At 70.7% G+C, this 16,524-nt stretch carries 10 protein-coding genes; 4 read left to right on the top strand and 6 right to left on the bottom strand.

Features of this window, described 5'->3' with window-relative positions; genetic code table 11:
* Positions 1-284 precede the first annotated feature (284 nt).
* Positions 285-683: an ATP-binding protein gene (locus tag AC2XR2_RS01730; RefSeq protein ID WP_123758563.1), complete on the top strand. Its 399-nt coding sequence runs from the start codon at positions 285-287 to the stop codon at positions 681-683.
* Positions 684-717: 34 nt separating this feature from the next.
* Here the strand turns inward: AC2XR2_RS01730 and AC2XR2_RS01725 are convergent, their stop codons facing one another.
* A complete protein-coding gene (locus AC2XR2_RS01725; protein WP_491514026.1) occupies positions 718-2,025 on the bottom strand; it encodes a PP2C family protein-serine/threonine phosphatase in 1,308 nt (435 codons plus the stop codon).
* 164 nt (positions 2,026-2,189) lie between these two features.
* Between AC2XR2_RS01725 and AC2XR2_RS01720 the strand changes: the two genes are divergently transcribed.
* Both AC2XR2_RS01720 and AC2XR2_RS01715 read left to right on the top strand, forming a co-directional pair.
* On the top strand, positions 2,190-3,002 hold the full coding sequence (locus AC2XR2_RS01720) for an SAM-dependent methyltransferase (protein ID WP_381303452.1): 813 nt from the start codon (positions 2,190-2,192) through the stop codon (positions 3,000-3,002).
* 155 nt (positions 3,003-3,157) lie between these two features.
* Positions 3,158-4,363 carry a glycoside hydrolase family 88 protein gene (locus tag AC2XR2_RS01715; RefSeq protein ID WP_491514025.1) on the top strand — a complete coding sequence of 402 codons (1,206 nt, stop codon included), beginning with the start codon at positions 3,158-3,160 and terminating at the stop codon, positions 4,361-4,363.
* A 42-nt stretch (positions 4,364-4,405) separates the two neighbouring features.
* Here AC2XR2_RS01715 and AC2XR2_RS01710 read toward each other — a convergent pair whose 3' ends face one another.
* The 3 genes from AC2XR2_RS01710 to AC2XR2_RS01700 all read right to left on the bottom strand — a co-directional run bounded on the left by AC2XR2_RS01710 (position 4,406) and on the right by AC2XR2_RS01700 (position 12,704).
* The gene (locus AC2XR2_RS01710) at positions 4,406-5,659 is read right to left on the bottom strand and encodes an alginate lyase family protein (protein WP_491514024.1); all 1,254 of its coding nucleotides are present in this window, start codon (positions 5,657-5,659) and stop codon (positions 4,406-4,408) included.
* Positions 5,656-7,299 (bottom strand): glycosyl hydrolase family 28-related protein, encoded by a 1,644-nt coding sequence (locus AC2XR2_RS01705; protein WP_491518386.1) that lies wholly within the window; start codon positions 7,297-7,299, stop codon positions 5,656-5,658. The genes AC2XR2_RS01710 and AC2XR2_RS01705 overlap by 4 nt, the downstream gene beginning before the upstream one ends.
* 209 nt (positions 7,300-7,508) lie before the next feature.
* The gene (locus AC2XR2_RS01700; protein ID WP_491514023.1) at positions 7,509-12,704 is read right to left on the bottom strand and encodes a family 43 glycosylhydrolase; all 5,196 of its coding nucleotides are present in this window, start codon (positions 12,702-12,704) and stop codon (positions 7,509-7,511) included.
* Positions 12,705-12,952: 248 nt separating this feature from the next.
* On the opposite strand from AC2XR2_RS01700, the gene AC2XR2_RS01695 reads away from it, so the two are divergent.
* Positions 12,953-13,159: a hypothetical protein gene (locus AC2XR2_RS01695; RefSeq protein WP_381303480.1), complete on the top strand. Its 207-nt coding sequence runs from the start codon at positions 12,953-12,955 to the stop codon at positions 13,157-13,159.
* A gap of 10 nt (positions 13,160-13,169) precedes the next feature.
* On the opposite strand, the gene AC2XR2_RS01690 is transcribed toward AC2XR2_RS01695, so the two are convergent.
* Both AC2XR2_RS01690 and AC2XR2_RS01685 read right to left on the bottom strand, forming a co-directional pair.
* On the bottom strand, positions 13,170-15,518 hold the full coding sequence (locus AC2XR2_RS01690; RefSeq protein ID WP_491514022.1) for a glycosyl hydrolase family 95 catalytic domain-containing protein: 2,349 nt from the start codon (positions 15,516-15,518) through the stop codon (positions 13,170-13,172).
* Between the two features lie 117 nt (positions 15,519-15,635).
* Complete coding sequence (locus tag AC2XR2_RS01685; protein ID WP_491514021.1) at positions 15,636-16,523, bottom strand: PfkB family carbohydrate kinase; 888 nt, start codon at positions 16,521-16,523, stop codon at positions 15,636-15,638.
* Position 16,524: the final 1 nt, after the last annotated feature.

The raw sequence follows: 16,524 nt of genomic DNA, 5'->3' as shown, positions 1-16,524 counted from the left end.
TCACCGGCACGAGTCTGACAGCGACTTGATGACGCGACCAGATCGATACCGGCTTTCTGAAATTATCAGGGAGCTGGTTGCAGGTTGAACTTGGGTGCGAGCATGATTACTTCTGTGACCCGTGCCGCCGAACGCGCGCACGCGACGCCAACCGCCCCTACCCTTCGGCGGGTTGGCATCCGTCTCCGACCCCCGATGCGTCTCGCCCGGCCGCGCCGCCGCCCCCACGGAAGGCCAACACCGTGTCCCCCCACACGACTTCGTCCCCCCAGCTGTTAGACGCCGTGGACCAGGAACGAACCCACTGGATCGAACTCCCCGCGCACCGCTCCAGCGTCGGGGTCGCCCGCCGCTCCGTCGGCACCCGGCTCAAGTCCTGGAGTCTGCCCGGTGAACTGCGCTCCGACGCGGTCCTGCTGCTGTCGGAACTGGCCACCAACGCCGTGTGCCACACGCTCAGCGTCCGCATCCTGTGCGGCATCGGGATGGTCACCGAGGGGATCCTCCGGCTGGAGGTGCACGACCACGACCACTCGGGGCCCCGACTGCGCCGGTGCCGGGCCGGGCTCGACGACGAGGGCGGACGCGGACTGTTCCTGGTGGAGGAGCTCGCGGACACCTGGGGGGTGGACCGCTCCAGACTCACCGGCGGCAACGCCGTATGGGCGAATCTGACGGCCTGAACCGCCCCGTGATCGGCGTGAGCAGCGGCTTGAACTAACCCGTGATCGGGGTGAGTTCGGCGAGCAGCAGGGTGCGGTCGTCCGCCCCCGCCGGGTCGGAGGCGGCATGGAGCAGCCGTCGGCACAGGGCGGGAAGCGGGTCCTGGCCGACGGCCGCCGCGTCGAGTGCCCCGGCGAGGCGGGCGATCTCCTGGTCTATGTCGGCGTCCCGGGACTCGACCAGGCCGTCGCTGTAGAGCACGAGCAGGGCCGGGTCCTCGATGTTCAGCACGGTCGGCTCGTAGCTGCCCGCGCCGAGCCCCAGCGGCAGGCCCGCGCCGACCAGGGCGACCGGGGCGGTCCGGCCGTCCGGGCCGCGCAGCAGCGGGGGAGGATGCCCGGCGCCGACCAGGGTGCAGGTGCGGTTCCGCGCGTCCCACTCGGCGTAGATGCAGGTCGCGAAGGAGGCGCCCGGCGTCTCACTGGCGAGCGCGTCGAGCCGTCGTACGAGATCGGCGGGGGGAATGTCGAGGCCCGCCAAAGTGCGTACCGCGGTGCGCAGTTGGATCATCGCGACGGCCGATTCGGGGCCGTGGCCCATCGCGTCCCCGACGATCAGGCTGACCCGGTCGCCGGGGCGTCTGAGCACGTCGAACCAGTCCCCGCCGATGATCGAGCCCTGTCCCGCGGGCAGGGACCCGTGGGCGATGCGGCAGCCCTCGACCTCCTGGATGGTGCCCGGCAGCAGGCTGTTGCGGATGGCGAGGGCGGTACGGCGCTCGTGCTCGTAGCGGCGCGCGTTGTCCAGGGCGACCGCCGCCCGCGCGGCCAGCGACTCCACGGCCGCGATCTCCGCGGTCAGGAACGGCCCCCTCCCCGGCCCGCGTGAGCAGGCGACGAAGCCGATCGCCCCGCCCCGCAGCCGCAGCGGCACCACCAGGAACGAGCGCGTCTTGAGGAGCTCGCCGATCCGCGTGTCCTGACCGGCGGACAACGCGAGCCGTTCGGCCGTGTGCTCGTCGACCGAGTCGAGCAACTGCGCGTGTCCGTCGACCAGGGCGCGGGCGTACGGGGTCGCGCGGGGGAAGACGAGCACCTCGCCGACCGGCAGGGTGCGTTCCCAGGACTCGGGGGCGTCGGTGCCCACCCGCAGGGCCAGCCGGCGTGCCTCGACCTGGGCGGGGTCCGCGCCCGCGTACGTGGTCTCCTCGCGGCGCCAGCGCTCCAGCAGGTACAGGGACGCCGCGTCGCAGAAGCCGGGCGTCAGCGCGTGCACGACATGGCTGCCGGTCAGCCCCAGGTCGAGTTCCGATCCGATGACGTCGGCCGCGGGCGAGAAGGGCGACCGCCGGGGCGGGGGCACGGCGGTGGGGGTGTCGTCGGAATGTCGGTGCGGTTCGTTCCGCAGGGTCGTGGGGCCTTTCCGGGTGGGGGTCCGGGCGCCGGGCGGGGGACCGCTGATCGCCAGGCTTACCACGGCAACTATATGATGAGGCGTCAAGTACCCTGGTGGGAAAGGACGTTCTGGTGACCGACTTGGATGCTCTGCCGCCAGGGGCCGATCCGGACAAGGCGAGCGTAGCCCGGATGTACGACGCGATGCTGGGCGGGGAGCACAACTTCGCCATCGACCGGGAGGCGGTGGCGGCCGTCACCGCCATCGACCCCCAGGTGCGGATGCTCGCCCGGGCCAACCGCGCCTTCCTCGGCCGGGCGGTGCGTCACCTGGCCGGAGCCGGGGTGCGGCAGTTCATCGACCTCGGCTCGGGGATCCCCACGCAGGGCAACGTCCACGAGGTGGCGCAGGCGGCGAGCCCGGGGGCCAGGGTGGTCTACGTCGACAAGGACCCGGTGGCCGTCGCCCACAGCACCACCCTGCTCGCCGACAATCCGCACGCCGACATCGTCGACGCCGACATCCGGCGGCCCGCGGACGTCCTGTCCTCGCCGCAGGTGCGCAAGCTGATCGACTTCGATCAGCCGGTCGCCGTGCTCATGGTCGCGATCCTGCACTTCGTCACGCGGGAGGAGGACCCGGCGGGTATCGTCGCCGCCTTCCGGGACGCCCTGCCGGCGGGCAGCTGGCTGGCCCTGTCCCACGCGACCGACCAGGACCGCCCGGACACGGCCGCGGCCGTCACCCAGCTGTACCGCTCCCGCGCCACCTCACCGGTCACGGTCCGCTCCCACGACGAGATCCGGGACTTCTTCACCGGTTTCGACCTGGTCGAACCGGGCCTGGTCCATGTCCCCCTGTGGCGCCCGGACGCGGCCGAGGACGTCCCGGAGAACCCGTCGGAGTTCTGGGTGTACGCGGGGGTCGGACGCAAGAGCGACTGACCGCGCGGGCCGGCCGCGAAGCGGGTGACCGTGACACGTGAACGCCCGATCGCGTTCACGTTCTTGAACATCACTCACGTGGGTGTACAGCCGTGCCCGCGCTGTGTCACGCTCGACCAACTCCCGTGCCCCCCGACCGAGTTGGAGGCGTGAGCATGACTGTTTCCCGCCGTACCGTTCTGGCCACGGCGACCGGCGCCGCGGTGGCCGGAGCCTCCTCGACACCGGCTGTCGCCGCACCCAACCCGCGGACGCTCCGCGCGGCCGCCGACTACGCCGTCCAGAAGCTCCGCGAGGTCGCGCCGACCGTGACCGCCTTCCCCGTCGGCACCAAGTTCGAGAAGTGGACCTACTCGCAGAACGGCGACTGGGTCGGCGGCTTCTGGCCCGGCACCCTGTGGATGGCGTGGCTGCACAGCAACGACGACGACTTCCGCACCTGGGCCCTGGCCTCCGCGGCGAAGCTGGCCCCGCGTCAGTACGACACCGGCACCCACGACCTGGGCTTCCTCTTCTACCCGTCCTGGGTCACCGCCTGGCGGCTGACCGGCGACGAGACCTGGCGGGCGGGTGCCCTGCAGGCGGCCGACTCCCTCACCCGGCGCTACAACCCGCGCGGCCGCTTCATCAGGGCCTGGGGCGCGCTCACCGATCCGAAGAACGCGGGCCGGGTCATCATCGACACGATGATGAACCTCGACCTCCTGGCCTTCGCGAGCCGGGAGACCGGCGACAGCAGATACCTGGACATCGCCACGGAGCACGCCAGGACCGCCCAGCGGGTCTTCCCGCGCCCGGACGGCTCGACCCCGCACGTCTACGACTTCGACCCGGACACCGGGGCACCGCTCGGTCCGAACACCGTCCAGGGCTACAGCCCCACCTCGTGCTGGTCGCGCGGCCAGGCCTGGGGCGTCTACGGCTTCACCACCATGTACCGGCGCACCGGGAACCGCGAGTTCCTGACCACCGCCCGCAGACTCGCCGACTTCGCGATCGGGGCGCTCGGCGCGGACCACGTCCCGGTGTGGGACTACCGGGCGCCGCAGCAGCCGTACGACATCAAGGACGCGTCGGCCGGCGCGATCATGGCCTGCGGTCTGCTCGACCTGTCCGCGGCCACCGGGCGCGGCTCCTACCGGGACGTGGCGCTGCGCCTGCTCACGGCGCTGGCGGAGACGTGTCTGACGCGGAACTCGGCCCGCGCGGAGGCGGTCGTCGCCCGCTGCACCCGCAACCGGCCGAACGAGGACGGGATCGAGATCTCGCTGCCGTACGCCGACTACTATCTGCTCGAAGGCATCCTGCGGGTGCTGCGGCCGCAGGACGTCGACCGGGCCATCGACCTGTCGACGTCCTGACGGCACTCGGCGCCGGGATCGCTCACCCGGTCCCGGCGCTGCTCACCCCGCGATGGAGTCCAGCTGCTCCGCCGCCGGGCGCAGGGCCCACAGGTCGCCGCCGGGCGGTGCCTCCAGTCGCGGAACAGCTCTGCGGGCCCGTGCGTCACCCGCGTCGGCGGCCGCGTGCACCACGTCGGTGGCCGCGTACCGGAGGAACTCCAGCTCCGGATGCGGCCAGGGGGCGTCCCCGGTCGCCGCGGGCAGCAGATAGTCCACCGCCCCGAACAGGCTCTGCCCTTCCGGGCCCTGGTAGGCCCACAGGTCGACGCCGACGTGTCGGCCGATGGCCGCGAGCCGGGTGTAGGCGACCAGGTCGAAGGTCGAGTAGTGCCAGCTCCGGGTGCGGGTCAGCTCCTGGGGCTGGCTGCCGTCCGCGGCGATCTGCGGTGCGATACGTCTGCTCCGGGCGTCCAGGACCGTCCGGCGGGCCAGCGCCCTGTCGCCGGTCGCGTAGGCGAGGCCGGCGAGCAGCAGGTCGTAGAAGGTGCCGTGGTTGTTGGCGGCGGCGCCCTCCTGTCTGCCGAAGTCGCTGTCCTTGAGCCAGCCGAGGAAGTCGCTGTTCCACCGCGCCATGCCGGTGCGGTCCTTCCGGCTCCACCCCGGCGCACCGGTGTTCAGGAGGGCGATGGCGTCGATCACGCTGGTGTAGGACTGCGAGAAGTCGATGATGCCGATGGCGCGGCCGTCGTACTTGCAGGGGATGAACTGGGCGTGCTCCAGGTGGGGGTTCATCCGCGTGGCCGGATCGAGGAACCAGGTGCGCAGCACCTGCCCGGCCTTCTCGGCGTACTGCTTCCTGCCGGTGTAGTACCAGGCGAGGGACAGGTCGTAGGCGGAGTCGAAGGTCTTCTCGACGTCCTGGCGGTCGGTGCCGGAGTCGACCTCGGGATTGCGCTCGCCGTCGCGCTGCACATAGGGGCAGCCCCACGGGTTGTCGGAGCTCGGCGACTGCGACGGCCACCAGTACGGGGCCTGGCTGAGGTAGTCGTGGACATCGCCGCCGGGGGCGGGCCGGGGCTTGTCGACGACCGTCCAGGGGCCCTGGCCCAGCCACTTGTCGGCGCGCGTGGTCAACGCCCGAACCGCCGCGCGCAGTTGAGGATCACCCAGGCGCTTCTTGGTGTGCTGGAGACGGGCGCCGTCAAGGACCGCGGTGTCCGGGACCGTGGGCTGTGCCGCGACGGGAGTCGTCAGGCCGGACGTGAAGGCGGCAAGGACGGTCAGGAGCACGAACCACCGGGAGCGCGCGCTCACCGGACCACCCCCTTGAGTCCGCGCTGGGCCTCGTACAGGTTCCGCGGCCGCACCGCCCCCGGGCTGCCGTACAGCTCGAGGCGCGTGTGCAGATCGCCCGCGAAGTCGGGCACGTCGATCTGGTCGAACTCCCTGACCTCGTCGATGCCGACCGTCGCCGAGTACGGCGCCAGACCGTCGATCTTCACCAGCTCCGCCCGGCCGTTGGTGACCCGGACGTTCCAGTGGGTGAACCGGGCGCCGAACAGGGGCCCCGCGCTGGCGTCCCCGCCGTGGCGGCCGTTGTTGTTCAGGGTGATGTCGGTGCGCACATTGGCGAAGGGCAGGCCGCGATGGCTGTCGAAGGTGCCCATCCGCATGTCCCCGCGCGACCAGACGTTGTACGACGACAGCCCCTCGACGTTGATGCCGTGCAGCTGGGTGCCCGCGGGCGCCGGGCTGGTGCGCTCCTCGATCGTGAAGTCCTCGACGAGGTTGTCGTGCGAACCCTCACGGCAGAAGTAGGGGTGATGGGAGCCGCGGCCGGCCACGCGCGTGCGGCGCAGGGTGCACGCGGAGGCGGCCACCAGACCGAAGCCGTTGTCGACATGACGGACCGTCACGTCGTCCACCCAGCAGTCGTACGCGCACTGGAGCACGACACCGTTGTGCCCCTTGTCCAGCAGATGCGGCTGCTGCGGGGTCTCGACCGCCTCCAGGGTCAGCCCCTCGACCCCCGCCCCGGTCAACTCAGGTACGTGCGTGGTCAGTTGCGGCTGCCACTCCGGACGCAGGTCGAGCGGCAGAGGGCGTTCGAGGGTGACCTCGCGGCCGTGCACGCGGGCGATGCGGACGGGCCACTCGTAGGGGACGTACGACGTCAGCTTCGTCTTGTCGTCCCAGAAGTAGGCCTCGGGCCCCGGCCCGCCGCCGCACATGTGCTCCAGGAGGGTGTGGTCGCCGTCGTCCGCGAGCCGCAGCAGGACCAGGGCGCCCGGACGCAGCGCGGAGGCGTCGGCGACCCGCACCCTCCAGGCGCCCTGGCGGGCCGGAGCGATGGTCGTGAGCGTCCGCCACTCGTCGCGCCGGTTGCCCGTCCAGCCCTCGAAGGGCCACGCCCTGGCCCGGATCGCCGTGACGAGGGACTCCCAACGGGCCCTGGGTGCCAGCCAGATCAGGCCTCCGGCCCATGACCAGGACGACTTGTCCCCGCCGTAGCGCGAGCCGTAGGTGCCGATGAGCTCGGTGAGGTTCTTCGTCGCGTACAACGTCGTACGGCCGCTGCCCGCGCCCTTCAGGATCACGTTCGAGCGGTCCACGCGGATGACGTCGTCGATGCGGAACGTGCCCGGCGGGATGGTGACCGTGCCACCGCCGGCCCTTCCGGCGGCGGCGATGGCACGGTTGATCGCGGGAGCGGAGTCGGTGGAACCGTCCGCCACGGCGCCGAAGTCGCGGACGTCGGCGACGACTCGCCTGCGGGGGAAGCGCTCCGCCCCGGCGTGGCAGCCGGCTCGTCCGACGTAGGGGATCTGCGGGTGGGTGTAAGGGGTGCGGCTGTACTCCCGCCACAGGGGCGTCGGTGGGGCTGCGGACGCGGTCCCGGCGGTCAGGGCCACGGCGGCGGCGCTGCCCAGCAGGGACCGCCTGGTCATGCCCATGACATTGAACTCGTTCATGTGGATCGCCCTTCCCATGCGTTTTCATGGATGTGAACGATGTTCATGAGTGCGTTGAGCGGTGAGCATGCCACGACGCTGTGCTGGGCGAAAGAGGTTGCGCAGAGGTTAATGGGTCAGGTCGCTGAACCCCTGCACAAGCGGAGCCCCGTCGACAGGGCGCGCTGTCGACGGGGCTCCGTGGAGGGGGACTACCGCCGGCCGCTGCCGACGGCGACGAGGCCGCTGACCTTCGCGCCGGTCAGGTTGTCGTAGACGACCTCACCACCCGCCTTCCTCCAGATGCGGAGGCGGAAGGTGTCCGGGGCGTCGGTGGCGGTGACCCGGAAGCCGTACCCGCTCCTGCCGTTGACCGTGCCGGAGCCCTGGTAGACGGCCTGGGAGCCGGTGACGACCAGCCAGTCGGAGCCCGTCGAGCGGAACTTCAGTTTGGCCGGGCCGAAGCCGAAGGACACCTCGCCCACCGGTGTCACGGGGCCCGGCAGGTAGGCCGCCGCGAAGGAGAAGGCGGCCTTGCCCGTCAGGTCCGGTCCGGCCGGGTAGGCGCCGGCCGGGGAGCCGACGACACCGGCACCGAGCGCCGGACCGGCGGAGCGGTCGTACACGATCAGCTCCGGGAGCGTCCTGCTGTCCGAGGCGCCGTCGTCGTCGGTGACCGTGACCACCGGGCGGCGGATGCCCGCCCGGGTGTACAGGTGCTCGGCCCTGCAGCCGGTCGCGGTGACCGTGCCGGGCTGCGGTGTGCCGCCGTCCTTCCAGTCGACGGTGCAGGTGTGGGTGTCGCTCGCACCCGCGTCGGTGAACCCGGCCGTGACGACCGCGCGCTTGCCGACCGGCACCGGTTGCGGACCCGCCGCGGAGGCGATGACGGGTGCCGCGTTGGCGACCTTCACGGTGGCCGTGTCGTGGCTGCGACCACCGGTCAGCGTGACCGTGAAGGTGCCGTCGTCGGTGCAAGTGACGCTCGTCCGCGCGGAACTGGGGTCGGAGAAGGTGCAGGGCGCACCCGCCTCGACGGTCCACTTCGGGCTGCCCGCCCCGGAGAGGGTGCCGTGCAGCGCGATCGCCTCGCCCTCCTTCCCGCTGCCGTCCGCACCGGCGTGCACGACGCTCACCGGGTCGATGCTCGTCAGCGTGGGCACGACCTTCTTGATCAGGCCGTCCGCGTCGAACTCCAGCTTGTCGACGGTCGTTTCCCGATGCGTGCCGTCACCGCCGGGGATCGCGAACCGGTGGTAGGCGATGTACCAGTCGTCCGTGTTCGGCACCTGGACGACCGAGTGGTGGCCGGGTCCCTTGATACCGAGCGAGAGGTCCTTCTCCAGGATCACGCCCCGCTTGGTCCAAGGGCCGGTGGGGGAGGGGCCGGTGGCGTAGGCGACCCGGTAGTTCTCGTCGCGGGTGTCGTTCTCCGACCACATGAAGTAGTAGGTGCCGCCCCGCTTGATGACGAACGTGCCCTCGTTGTAGCCGCTGGGCGTGATGTCCTTCGTCTTCGTGAGGTCGAGGGACGTCATGTCGGCGTTCAGCGGCGCCACGTAGGCGTGCCCGTTGCCCCAGTAGAGGTACGACTGCCCGTCGTCGTCCGTGAACACGGCCGGGTCGATCATCTGGCCGCTGAACTGGCCCGCCTTCAGCAGCGGTTGACCCAGGGCGTCCTTGAACGGACCGGTCGGCGAGTCGGAGACGGCGACACCGATGTTGGCGTCGGCGCAGAAGTAGAAGTAGTACTTCCCGTCCTTCTCGGCGATCGTCGGAGCCCAGGCCCTGCTGTCCGCCCAGGAGACATCCGGGCCGAGGTCGAGGATGACGCCGTGGTCCTTCCAGTGGACCAGGTCGGTGGAGGAGTAGGCCTTGAACTGCGTGCCGCTCCAGCCCTCGAAGCCGTCGGTGGTCGGGTAGAGGTAGAAGGTGTCGCCGAACCGCACGATGTTCGGGTCGGCGTTGAGACCGGGCAGCACCGGGCTCTTCATGACGACCGCCGAGACCGTCCAGGTGCGCTTCCTGCCGTCGGACCCCGTCACCTCGTAGGTCACCGGCTTGCTGAAGTCCTGCACGCTGCCGGAGGCGGGGCTGATGGCCGCTCCGTGTGCGAGGGTGAACTCCGGTGCCAGCGCGGTGAGATCGGTGCCCTCCTTCATCGGCAGCGTGACCTTGCTGTCGGCGTTGTCCACGATGGCGTCGACCTTGAGCGCCGGGTGCGTGGCCTTCGCGATGCCCGCGGTGTTGCCGCTGAGCTCCATGACCTCGGCGGCGGTCAGGGCACGGTCGTAGATGCGGAAGTCGTCGACCTCACCGCCGAAGGACGGGTCGCCCGCGTACAGGGACTTGCCGATGTAGCCGCTGTAGTCCTTGTGCGCGTCGTACAGCTCGGACGGCTTGATGGTGGTCGTCGTCCGGGCCGCCTCGACACCGTCGACGTAGAGGACCAGCGCACCGGTCGCCCCGTCGAGGGTGACGGTGACGTGCCGCCACTGGCCCGGGGTGAGCTGCGACCCGGCCGTCAGCTTCGACTCCGCCGACCAACTCGCCTTGGTGATCGCCGAGTAGAGGCTGTTTCCGCCGTTGGAGGGCGTGGCGAACAGGTACCTGTCGCTGTCGGGACCGAGCCCGAACAGCCACTGGAAGCTGCTGCCGCCCTTCCACTTGGCGTACGTCGACACGGTCACGCTGCCGGCGTCCTTCAGCACGCCGTTCGGGATCTTCACGTACGGCGACCCCGTCGCGTCTCCCGACATCGTGAAGGAGCCGTCCTCGACGCCGGTGCCGAAGGCGGGCGTACCGACGTAGGTGCCGTGGTAGCCGTGACCGCTGGAGTCGGCCGCGATGTTTCCGGACGTCTCGTCGAAGCCGTAGTGCAGCAGCAGGTCGGCCGGGACGTCGGGGCCCTCCTCGGACACCGTGACCTCGGCCCGGACCGGGATCGCGGCGCCGTCCGGCAGGCTGCCGGTGACCGTGAAGGTGCCGGCCTGCGCGTACTCGGACGCCGGGACGTCCTCCCAGGTGACGGCGACGGGACGCTTGACGCCGTCCGCGTAGGTGGCGATCACCGTGGCCGGCAGGACCGGTGCCTGACCGATCCGGGTCTTCACCTCGATGCCCTCGACGCTCTGCACGAGCTGGTCGGGCTGGTAGGACCGCAGCAGCCGGTCGTACTCGGCCTGGGTGACCGGCAGGACGGTGCCGTGGCGGGGTCTGGCCGGCAGGTCGTAGTCGGCCACCGGGGTCCACTGGCCGGAGTCGAGGTCGGTCGTCTCGAAGGGGAGGTAGCCGCGGCCGCCGAACTCGTCGAGGAAGGCGTACCACTTGTCCTCGGTGTTCGACTTGAAGACCAACGGCCCCTCGGCAGCGCTCATCGCCCCCTTGCCGATGCCCTCCGCGACCGCGGTCCACGAACCGAGGATCGAGTCGCTCTTCTCCTCGAAGATGAACTTGCTGTTGGGCGTGGAGGAGGTGTTGTTCCGCTCGTCCTTCGACAGCCGGTAGTAGGTGCCGTCGTGCTGGATCATCGTGGAGTCGATGACCGAGTAGCCGCGGTCGACCCAGACCCTGGGCTCGCTGAAGGTGTAGAAGTCGCGGGTGGTCGCGTACATCATGCGGTTGTACGTGTCGCCCGAGTGCGCGTCGTTGTCGTACAGCTTCGACGCCCAGAAGACCACGTACTCGCCGAGCTTCGCGTCGTAGAACGCCTCCGGCGCCCAGGTGTTGCCCGCGCTGTCGGGGGAGACCTTGACCAGCCGCTGGTTCGTCCAGTGCACCAGGTCGGTGGACTCCCAGACCATGATGGACTTGCTGCCGGTGCGCTGGGAGGCGTCCCAGTCGCCGTTGCCGTAGATCCTGAGGTCGGTGGCGATCTGGTAGAACTTGTCGCCCTCGGGGGAGCGGATGATGAACGGGTCGCGCAGGCCCTTCTCGCCGAGCGTGGAGGTCAGCACCGGCTTGCCGTCGTTCAACTCCCGCCATTTGAGCGGGTCGTCACCCTTGCTGAGCGCGGCGTAGAGCTGCTCGCCGTCCGAGGTGCCCTCTCCGGTGAAGTAGCTGAACATGTAGCCCTTGAGGGCTTCCGCCGCCGGGAGTTCGCGGACCTTCGCGGTGAACGTGCGGGTCGCCTTCGCCGTGCCCTTGCTGACGGTGGCGGTCAGTTCGACGCTTCTCGGGCCGTCGCCGTGCGCGGGGCGGTGGACCACGCCGTCGTCCCCGATGACCGCTTGGTCGGCGGAGGACCAGGAGACGGCCGTGCCGTAGTCACCCGTGGACGGGAGGGTGAGGTTGCCGCGGACGTCGTCGACGTTGTGGACGGTGAGGTTCTCGGTGGCCTTGTCGGTGGCGGTCCGGTCGTCGAAGTCCGGCAGGACCGTGATGTCGAAGCTCTTGGAGTCGGTCGCGGAACCCTTCCTCAGGGTCGCCGTGAGCGTGGCGTGGCCGTCGGGCTCTCCGGCGGCGGGGCGGGTCACCTTGCCCGCGTCGGAGACCACGCCGGGGTTGTCGCTGGCCCAGGTGATCGTCGACCCGCCCGCCGCGCCGGACTTCGGCAGGACGAGGTCGGCCGTGACCGCGCCGGTGTCGCCGAGGGTCAGCGCGGCCTTGTCGGCGGCGACGCCCTCGGCGGCGATCGGCCGGGTCAGCTCGTCGACCTCGGCGGGGGCGAGGGCGCGGTCGTAGACGCGGAAGTCCCGGATCCGGCCCTTGAAGAGCTTGTCGCCCGAGTAGAGGGACCTGCCTATGTAGTTGGCCTTGGTGGTGCCGGAGCCGATGGAGCCGGGCGTGATGGTGACCGAGGTGTTGCGGCCGACCTCGACGCCGTCCTCGTAGAGGATGCCGGTGGTACCGGTCTGGGTGTAGGTGAGCTGCTTCCACACCCCGCGGGCCAGGTTGTGCGAGTCGCCGGGCCTGGTGTTCTGCTCGGTCGACCAGTTGCCGCTCGCGATCGCCGTGCGCAGGGAGTTGCCGGTGGCGAACAGGTACCCGTCGCCGTTGCTGCCGCTGGAGTTGCCGAAGCCGTAGACGAAGTACGGCGCGCTCTGCGCCGGGTCGATCAGCACGTCCGTGGAGACGGTGATCGAGGCCATGCCCTTCATGACGTCGTCGGGCACCTTGACGTAGGTGTCGGAGCCGTTGAAGGCGAGCCCCTGCCCCGGGTCCGACCAGTCGGCCGTGCCGTTCACGGTGCCGTCGCGGCCGTGGCCGGAGGCGTCCGGGACGGTGCTGCCGGAGGCGCCGTCCATCTTGTACCAGAGGGCCAGACCGTCGGTGACGTCCACGGTGTCCGCCGCCCGGGCGGGGACCGTGGGGGCGACCAGGCCCAGGAACAGTGCCGCCGCGGTCAGGCCGGTGAGGCGGCCCGCCCGGCGTCTCGCGCGGACGCGCGGACGTGCGAAGTACGTCATGTGGGGTTTCCCTGCTGAGGCATGGCGGGGCCCCGGCCGAGAGGCATGGCGGGGCCTCGACCGAGGGCACCCTGCCGTTTCGGCTGTGTGACGTCGTGTTGCGAGAGTGTCAATCGCGTCCCATGGGCACGTCAAGAGGTTCCGAACGATGTCCGACAGGTCGAACATGGCTCATTTCCCGGCATGCCCAGCGGAGTTGGGGGCAATCGGGGGGTACGCAACGCCATGACCTCAGACATCTGAACGTCATGACCCAGACATTCGAAGGGATGGGCAACATGCTCGCCATCATCTCCGCGGTCCTGTTCTTCATCTCCTTTCTGATCAACGCCGCGGACATCTCGACGAACGACACCTTCACCTCGACGAACATCATGCTGCTCGGCCTGATGGTGCTCGCCCTCCACCTGGCAGGCGTCGGCAGCGGCTGGAACGTCCGCGGCCGCAGGTCCTGAGCGGCCCCCCTCACGCGCGGGGCAGCCCCCAGCGCGGTGCGTCCGCGTTCGGACGCACGGGCGCGACGCTCAGGTCGGGCCGGTCCCCCCTGGCGGTGACGAGCGCCGACTCGCCCTTCCGCAGCGCGATACGCACGGCCCCGTCCCCCGCGTCCTCGTGGCGCAGGGGACGGCCGTGCCCGTCCCGCACCTCGATCGGGCCCGCGATCCCGTGCCGTACGACGCAGGGGGCGCCCGCCTCGCTGACCAACCGCACCCAACGGGTGGTGCCGCCCCGGCGGACCGCGCTGAGCAGGAAGGCCCCCTGGGTGCGGAAGCGGTGCACGGTCAGGTCCTGCCAGGCGGCGGGCAGCGCGGGGAACACCCTGATGACACCGCCCCACGACTGGCACACCATGTCGTGCAGCGACTGGGCCGCCGACAGCGGGGTCTCGATGACCGGGCCCGACTCCTGGTACATGGTGTTCGGTTGGATGAAGCGGGTCATCAGCTCGCCGAGATAGTTCAGGGCGTCCTCGCCCTTGCCGAGCAGCGCCGACATGGACGCGGCACCGGTGAACGTATAGCCCTGGAGAGCCCCCTCGAAGCCCACCCAGTGCGCCAACGACCGTTCGATCAGGGCGCGTTCCTCAGGTGTGCGGCCGGTCACCTCGTACAGCGGATACACCGCGAGCAGATGCGAGTAGTGGCGGTGCGACTTCGCGAAGGGGATGTCCGCGCCGATCATGAAGCCGTTGCCGTCGACCGGGTACGGCGTGAGTCTGGCGAGGACGTCCCGCCAGCGGGGGGCCGACTTGTCGTCGATGCCCAGGAGTTCGGCGGACTCGACGAGGGTCCGGCACCCCCAGGTCAGGAGCATCAGGTCGTAGTTGCAGTCGCGCGAGTCGCCGCCGTACTCCGGTGAGAAGGTCGCGGGCAGATGCAGCCTGCCGTCCGGGCCGGGTTCCAGGAAGTGCAGGTAGTAGTTGATCGCCTTGCGCAGCAGCGGGAACAGGACGTCACGGAGGATCGACTCGTCCATCGTGTGCCGGTAGCTCAGCCAGACGTTGTGCAACGCCCAGGTCAGATTGCCGACTTCGGGAGTGGGCGGGTCCTGGCCGGGGATGCCGACGCCGTAGCCCATGAGGGGGCTGACCGCGCCGTTGACCAGCTGGGGGTCGGTGGTGCGCGGGATGCCCAGCGAGTCGGCGCGGTACGGCGTCGGCGTCTCCTGCGCGAGATTGGCCCGGAACTCGCTCAACGCCCGGGTGACGGCGTCGAGTTCGAGGTGGTTGGAGCCGTGGATGAGCCAGTACTCCAGCTGCGCGTTGAGGTTCCACCAGGTGTTGGGCCAGGGGGTCGGCTCCAGCCAGGGGCCACTGGTCGCCATCACGGGGGCGTCGCGGCGGGCGGCGGCCGCGGTCTTGTACAGCTGGATCCAGTAGAAGCGCTGGATGCGGGCGTCGGGGACGGACAGGAAACTCTTGCGGTAGTAGGCGTGCCACCAGACGCGGTGGTCCAAGGCCAGGGCCGAGTAGGGGAGTTGGGAGGCGGCGCGTACCGTCTTGAGAGCCTGGCCGAGCGCTGTCGTCTTCGGGTACGAGTGCGCGACATGCGCGTACAGGGTCCGTGTCCGGCCGCTGCTCCGCTCGCGCCACGCGGTCACGTGCTGTCCGCCGGACAGCAGCGGCTGCACGGCGGCGGTGACGCCGTCGTGGTCGGCGACCTGGGCGGGCGGATTGCCCCGGTAGCCGTCCGGGAGAGGCTTGAAGGCGGCGCGCGGGCTGATCGCCTCCGCGGGGTGGAAGACCCAGCGGAAGCCGCGCTCGCCCTCGCTCGGCGTCACCTCGACGGCGAGCACCGAGCGGTCGTTGTGCACCAGGGCACGCAGTCGGAGCGTGCCCTTCTCGGTGGTGAGCGTGCCGGTCAACTCGGCGTCGCGCAGCGACAGTCGCCAGTCGAGACCGGTGATCGCGCCCACGGGCTCCAGCGTGAAGTGGCCGATCGGCAGCCGGGCCAGGCCGAAGAGGGAGCCGAACTCCGGTCGGTGGTCCTGCACTTCGGAGTGCTGGACGTTGAAGCGGACGGCGGTGGAGGCCGCTCCCGGCTCGGCGTAGATCCCGGAGCCGAGGAAGCCGTTGCCGAGGAACGGGCCCTCGTACCAGGCCGTCGGCATCCGCTGCCAGACCAGGTCGGCGTCGTCGAGCACGGTGTGCCAGGGGTCGCGGGCCGACACGGCCGCGGTGGCTTCGCCGGCTTCGGTGGGCGCGGCCGCTGCCGTCTGTGCGGTCAGACCCGAGGTCAGCAGTGCGCCGCTGACGGCGGTGCCGGTGGCGAGAACGGTGCGTCTGGACGGATCAGGGGCGGCGGGCGAGGACATGGTGCCTCCAGACAGGCTCGGCTCGGCTCTGTGCCAGGAATCATCGGAGCTATCCCGCAAGGCAACTTAGAGTTGAGGTTGCTGGTCGTCAATGGAGCGGGATAGATCCGATGTGTCTCACCGGCTCTGCATCCAGGCCCGGGTGCCGAACGAGGAGCAGGCCCGCGAGGCCACCACGGCCGCGCCGCGCAAGGCGTCGACGAACCCCCTTGGGGTCAACTCCCCCCGCCCGGCGAGGTGATGGGCGAGTGCCCCGTGGAGAACGTCACCCGCGCCGAGCGTGTCCGCGACCCGGACGGCGGGCACGTCCACGGTGCCGCCGCCGTCGGGGCCCGCCCACACGATCGGCCGCCCGCCGCGGCTGACCGCCGTCCAGGCGACCCCGTGCTCGCGCAGAAAACGCAGGGTGTCCTCGGGGCCGTCCGTGCCGGGAGGCCGGAAGTCCGCCGAGCACACGGCCACGTCGATCGAGGACAGCAGTTCCTCCGTGCCGGGCTTCCAACTGCCCCCGTCGAGAACGGTCCGACGGCCGGCGGTCCGCGCCGCACGGGCAACGGCCGTCGCCAGCTCCATGTGATGGCCGTCGAACTCGACGATGTCGCAGCCGGCCACCAGCGCGTGGAGATCGGCGGGCGGGGCGAGCCTGGCACCGCTCGCGTTGGTCGACGCGACGGCACGGTCCCCGCTGGACGCGGTGACCAGAACGGACGACACGGCCGGCGGCTCGACCGAGCCGGCCGCCAGGTCGGACACGTCCACGCCCAGTCGGCCCAGATCCGCCGCGATCACGACTCCCAGCGGATGGGACCCGATCCCGGTGAGCAGCCGAGCCGAACCGCCCAGGTGGGCGAAGGCCACGGCCGCGTTCGCCGCCGGTCCGCCCGCGGCCACCACCTGCTCACGGGCCGTCAGTTTCTCGTTGGACCCCGGCACATGGTCCACGAGCTGAACGACGTCCAAGGTGCACAGGCCGACGAACAGCCCTTCGGGACGTGGGCTGTTCATC

Source organism: Streptomyces sp. LS-MS-L19, from assembly GCF_058382285.1.
The sequence above is the reverse complement of the archived record's forward strand: the minus strand, read 5'-3'. Positions and strand labels throughout refer to the sequence as shown.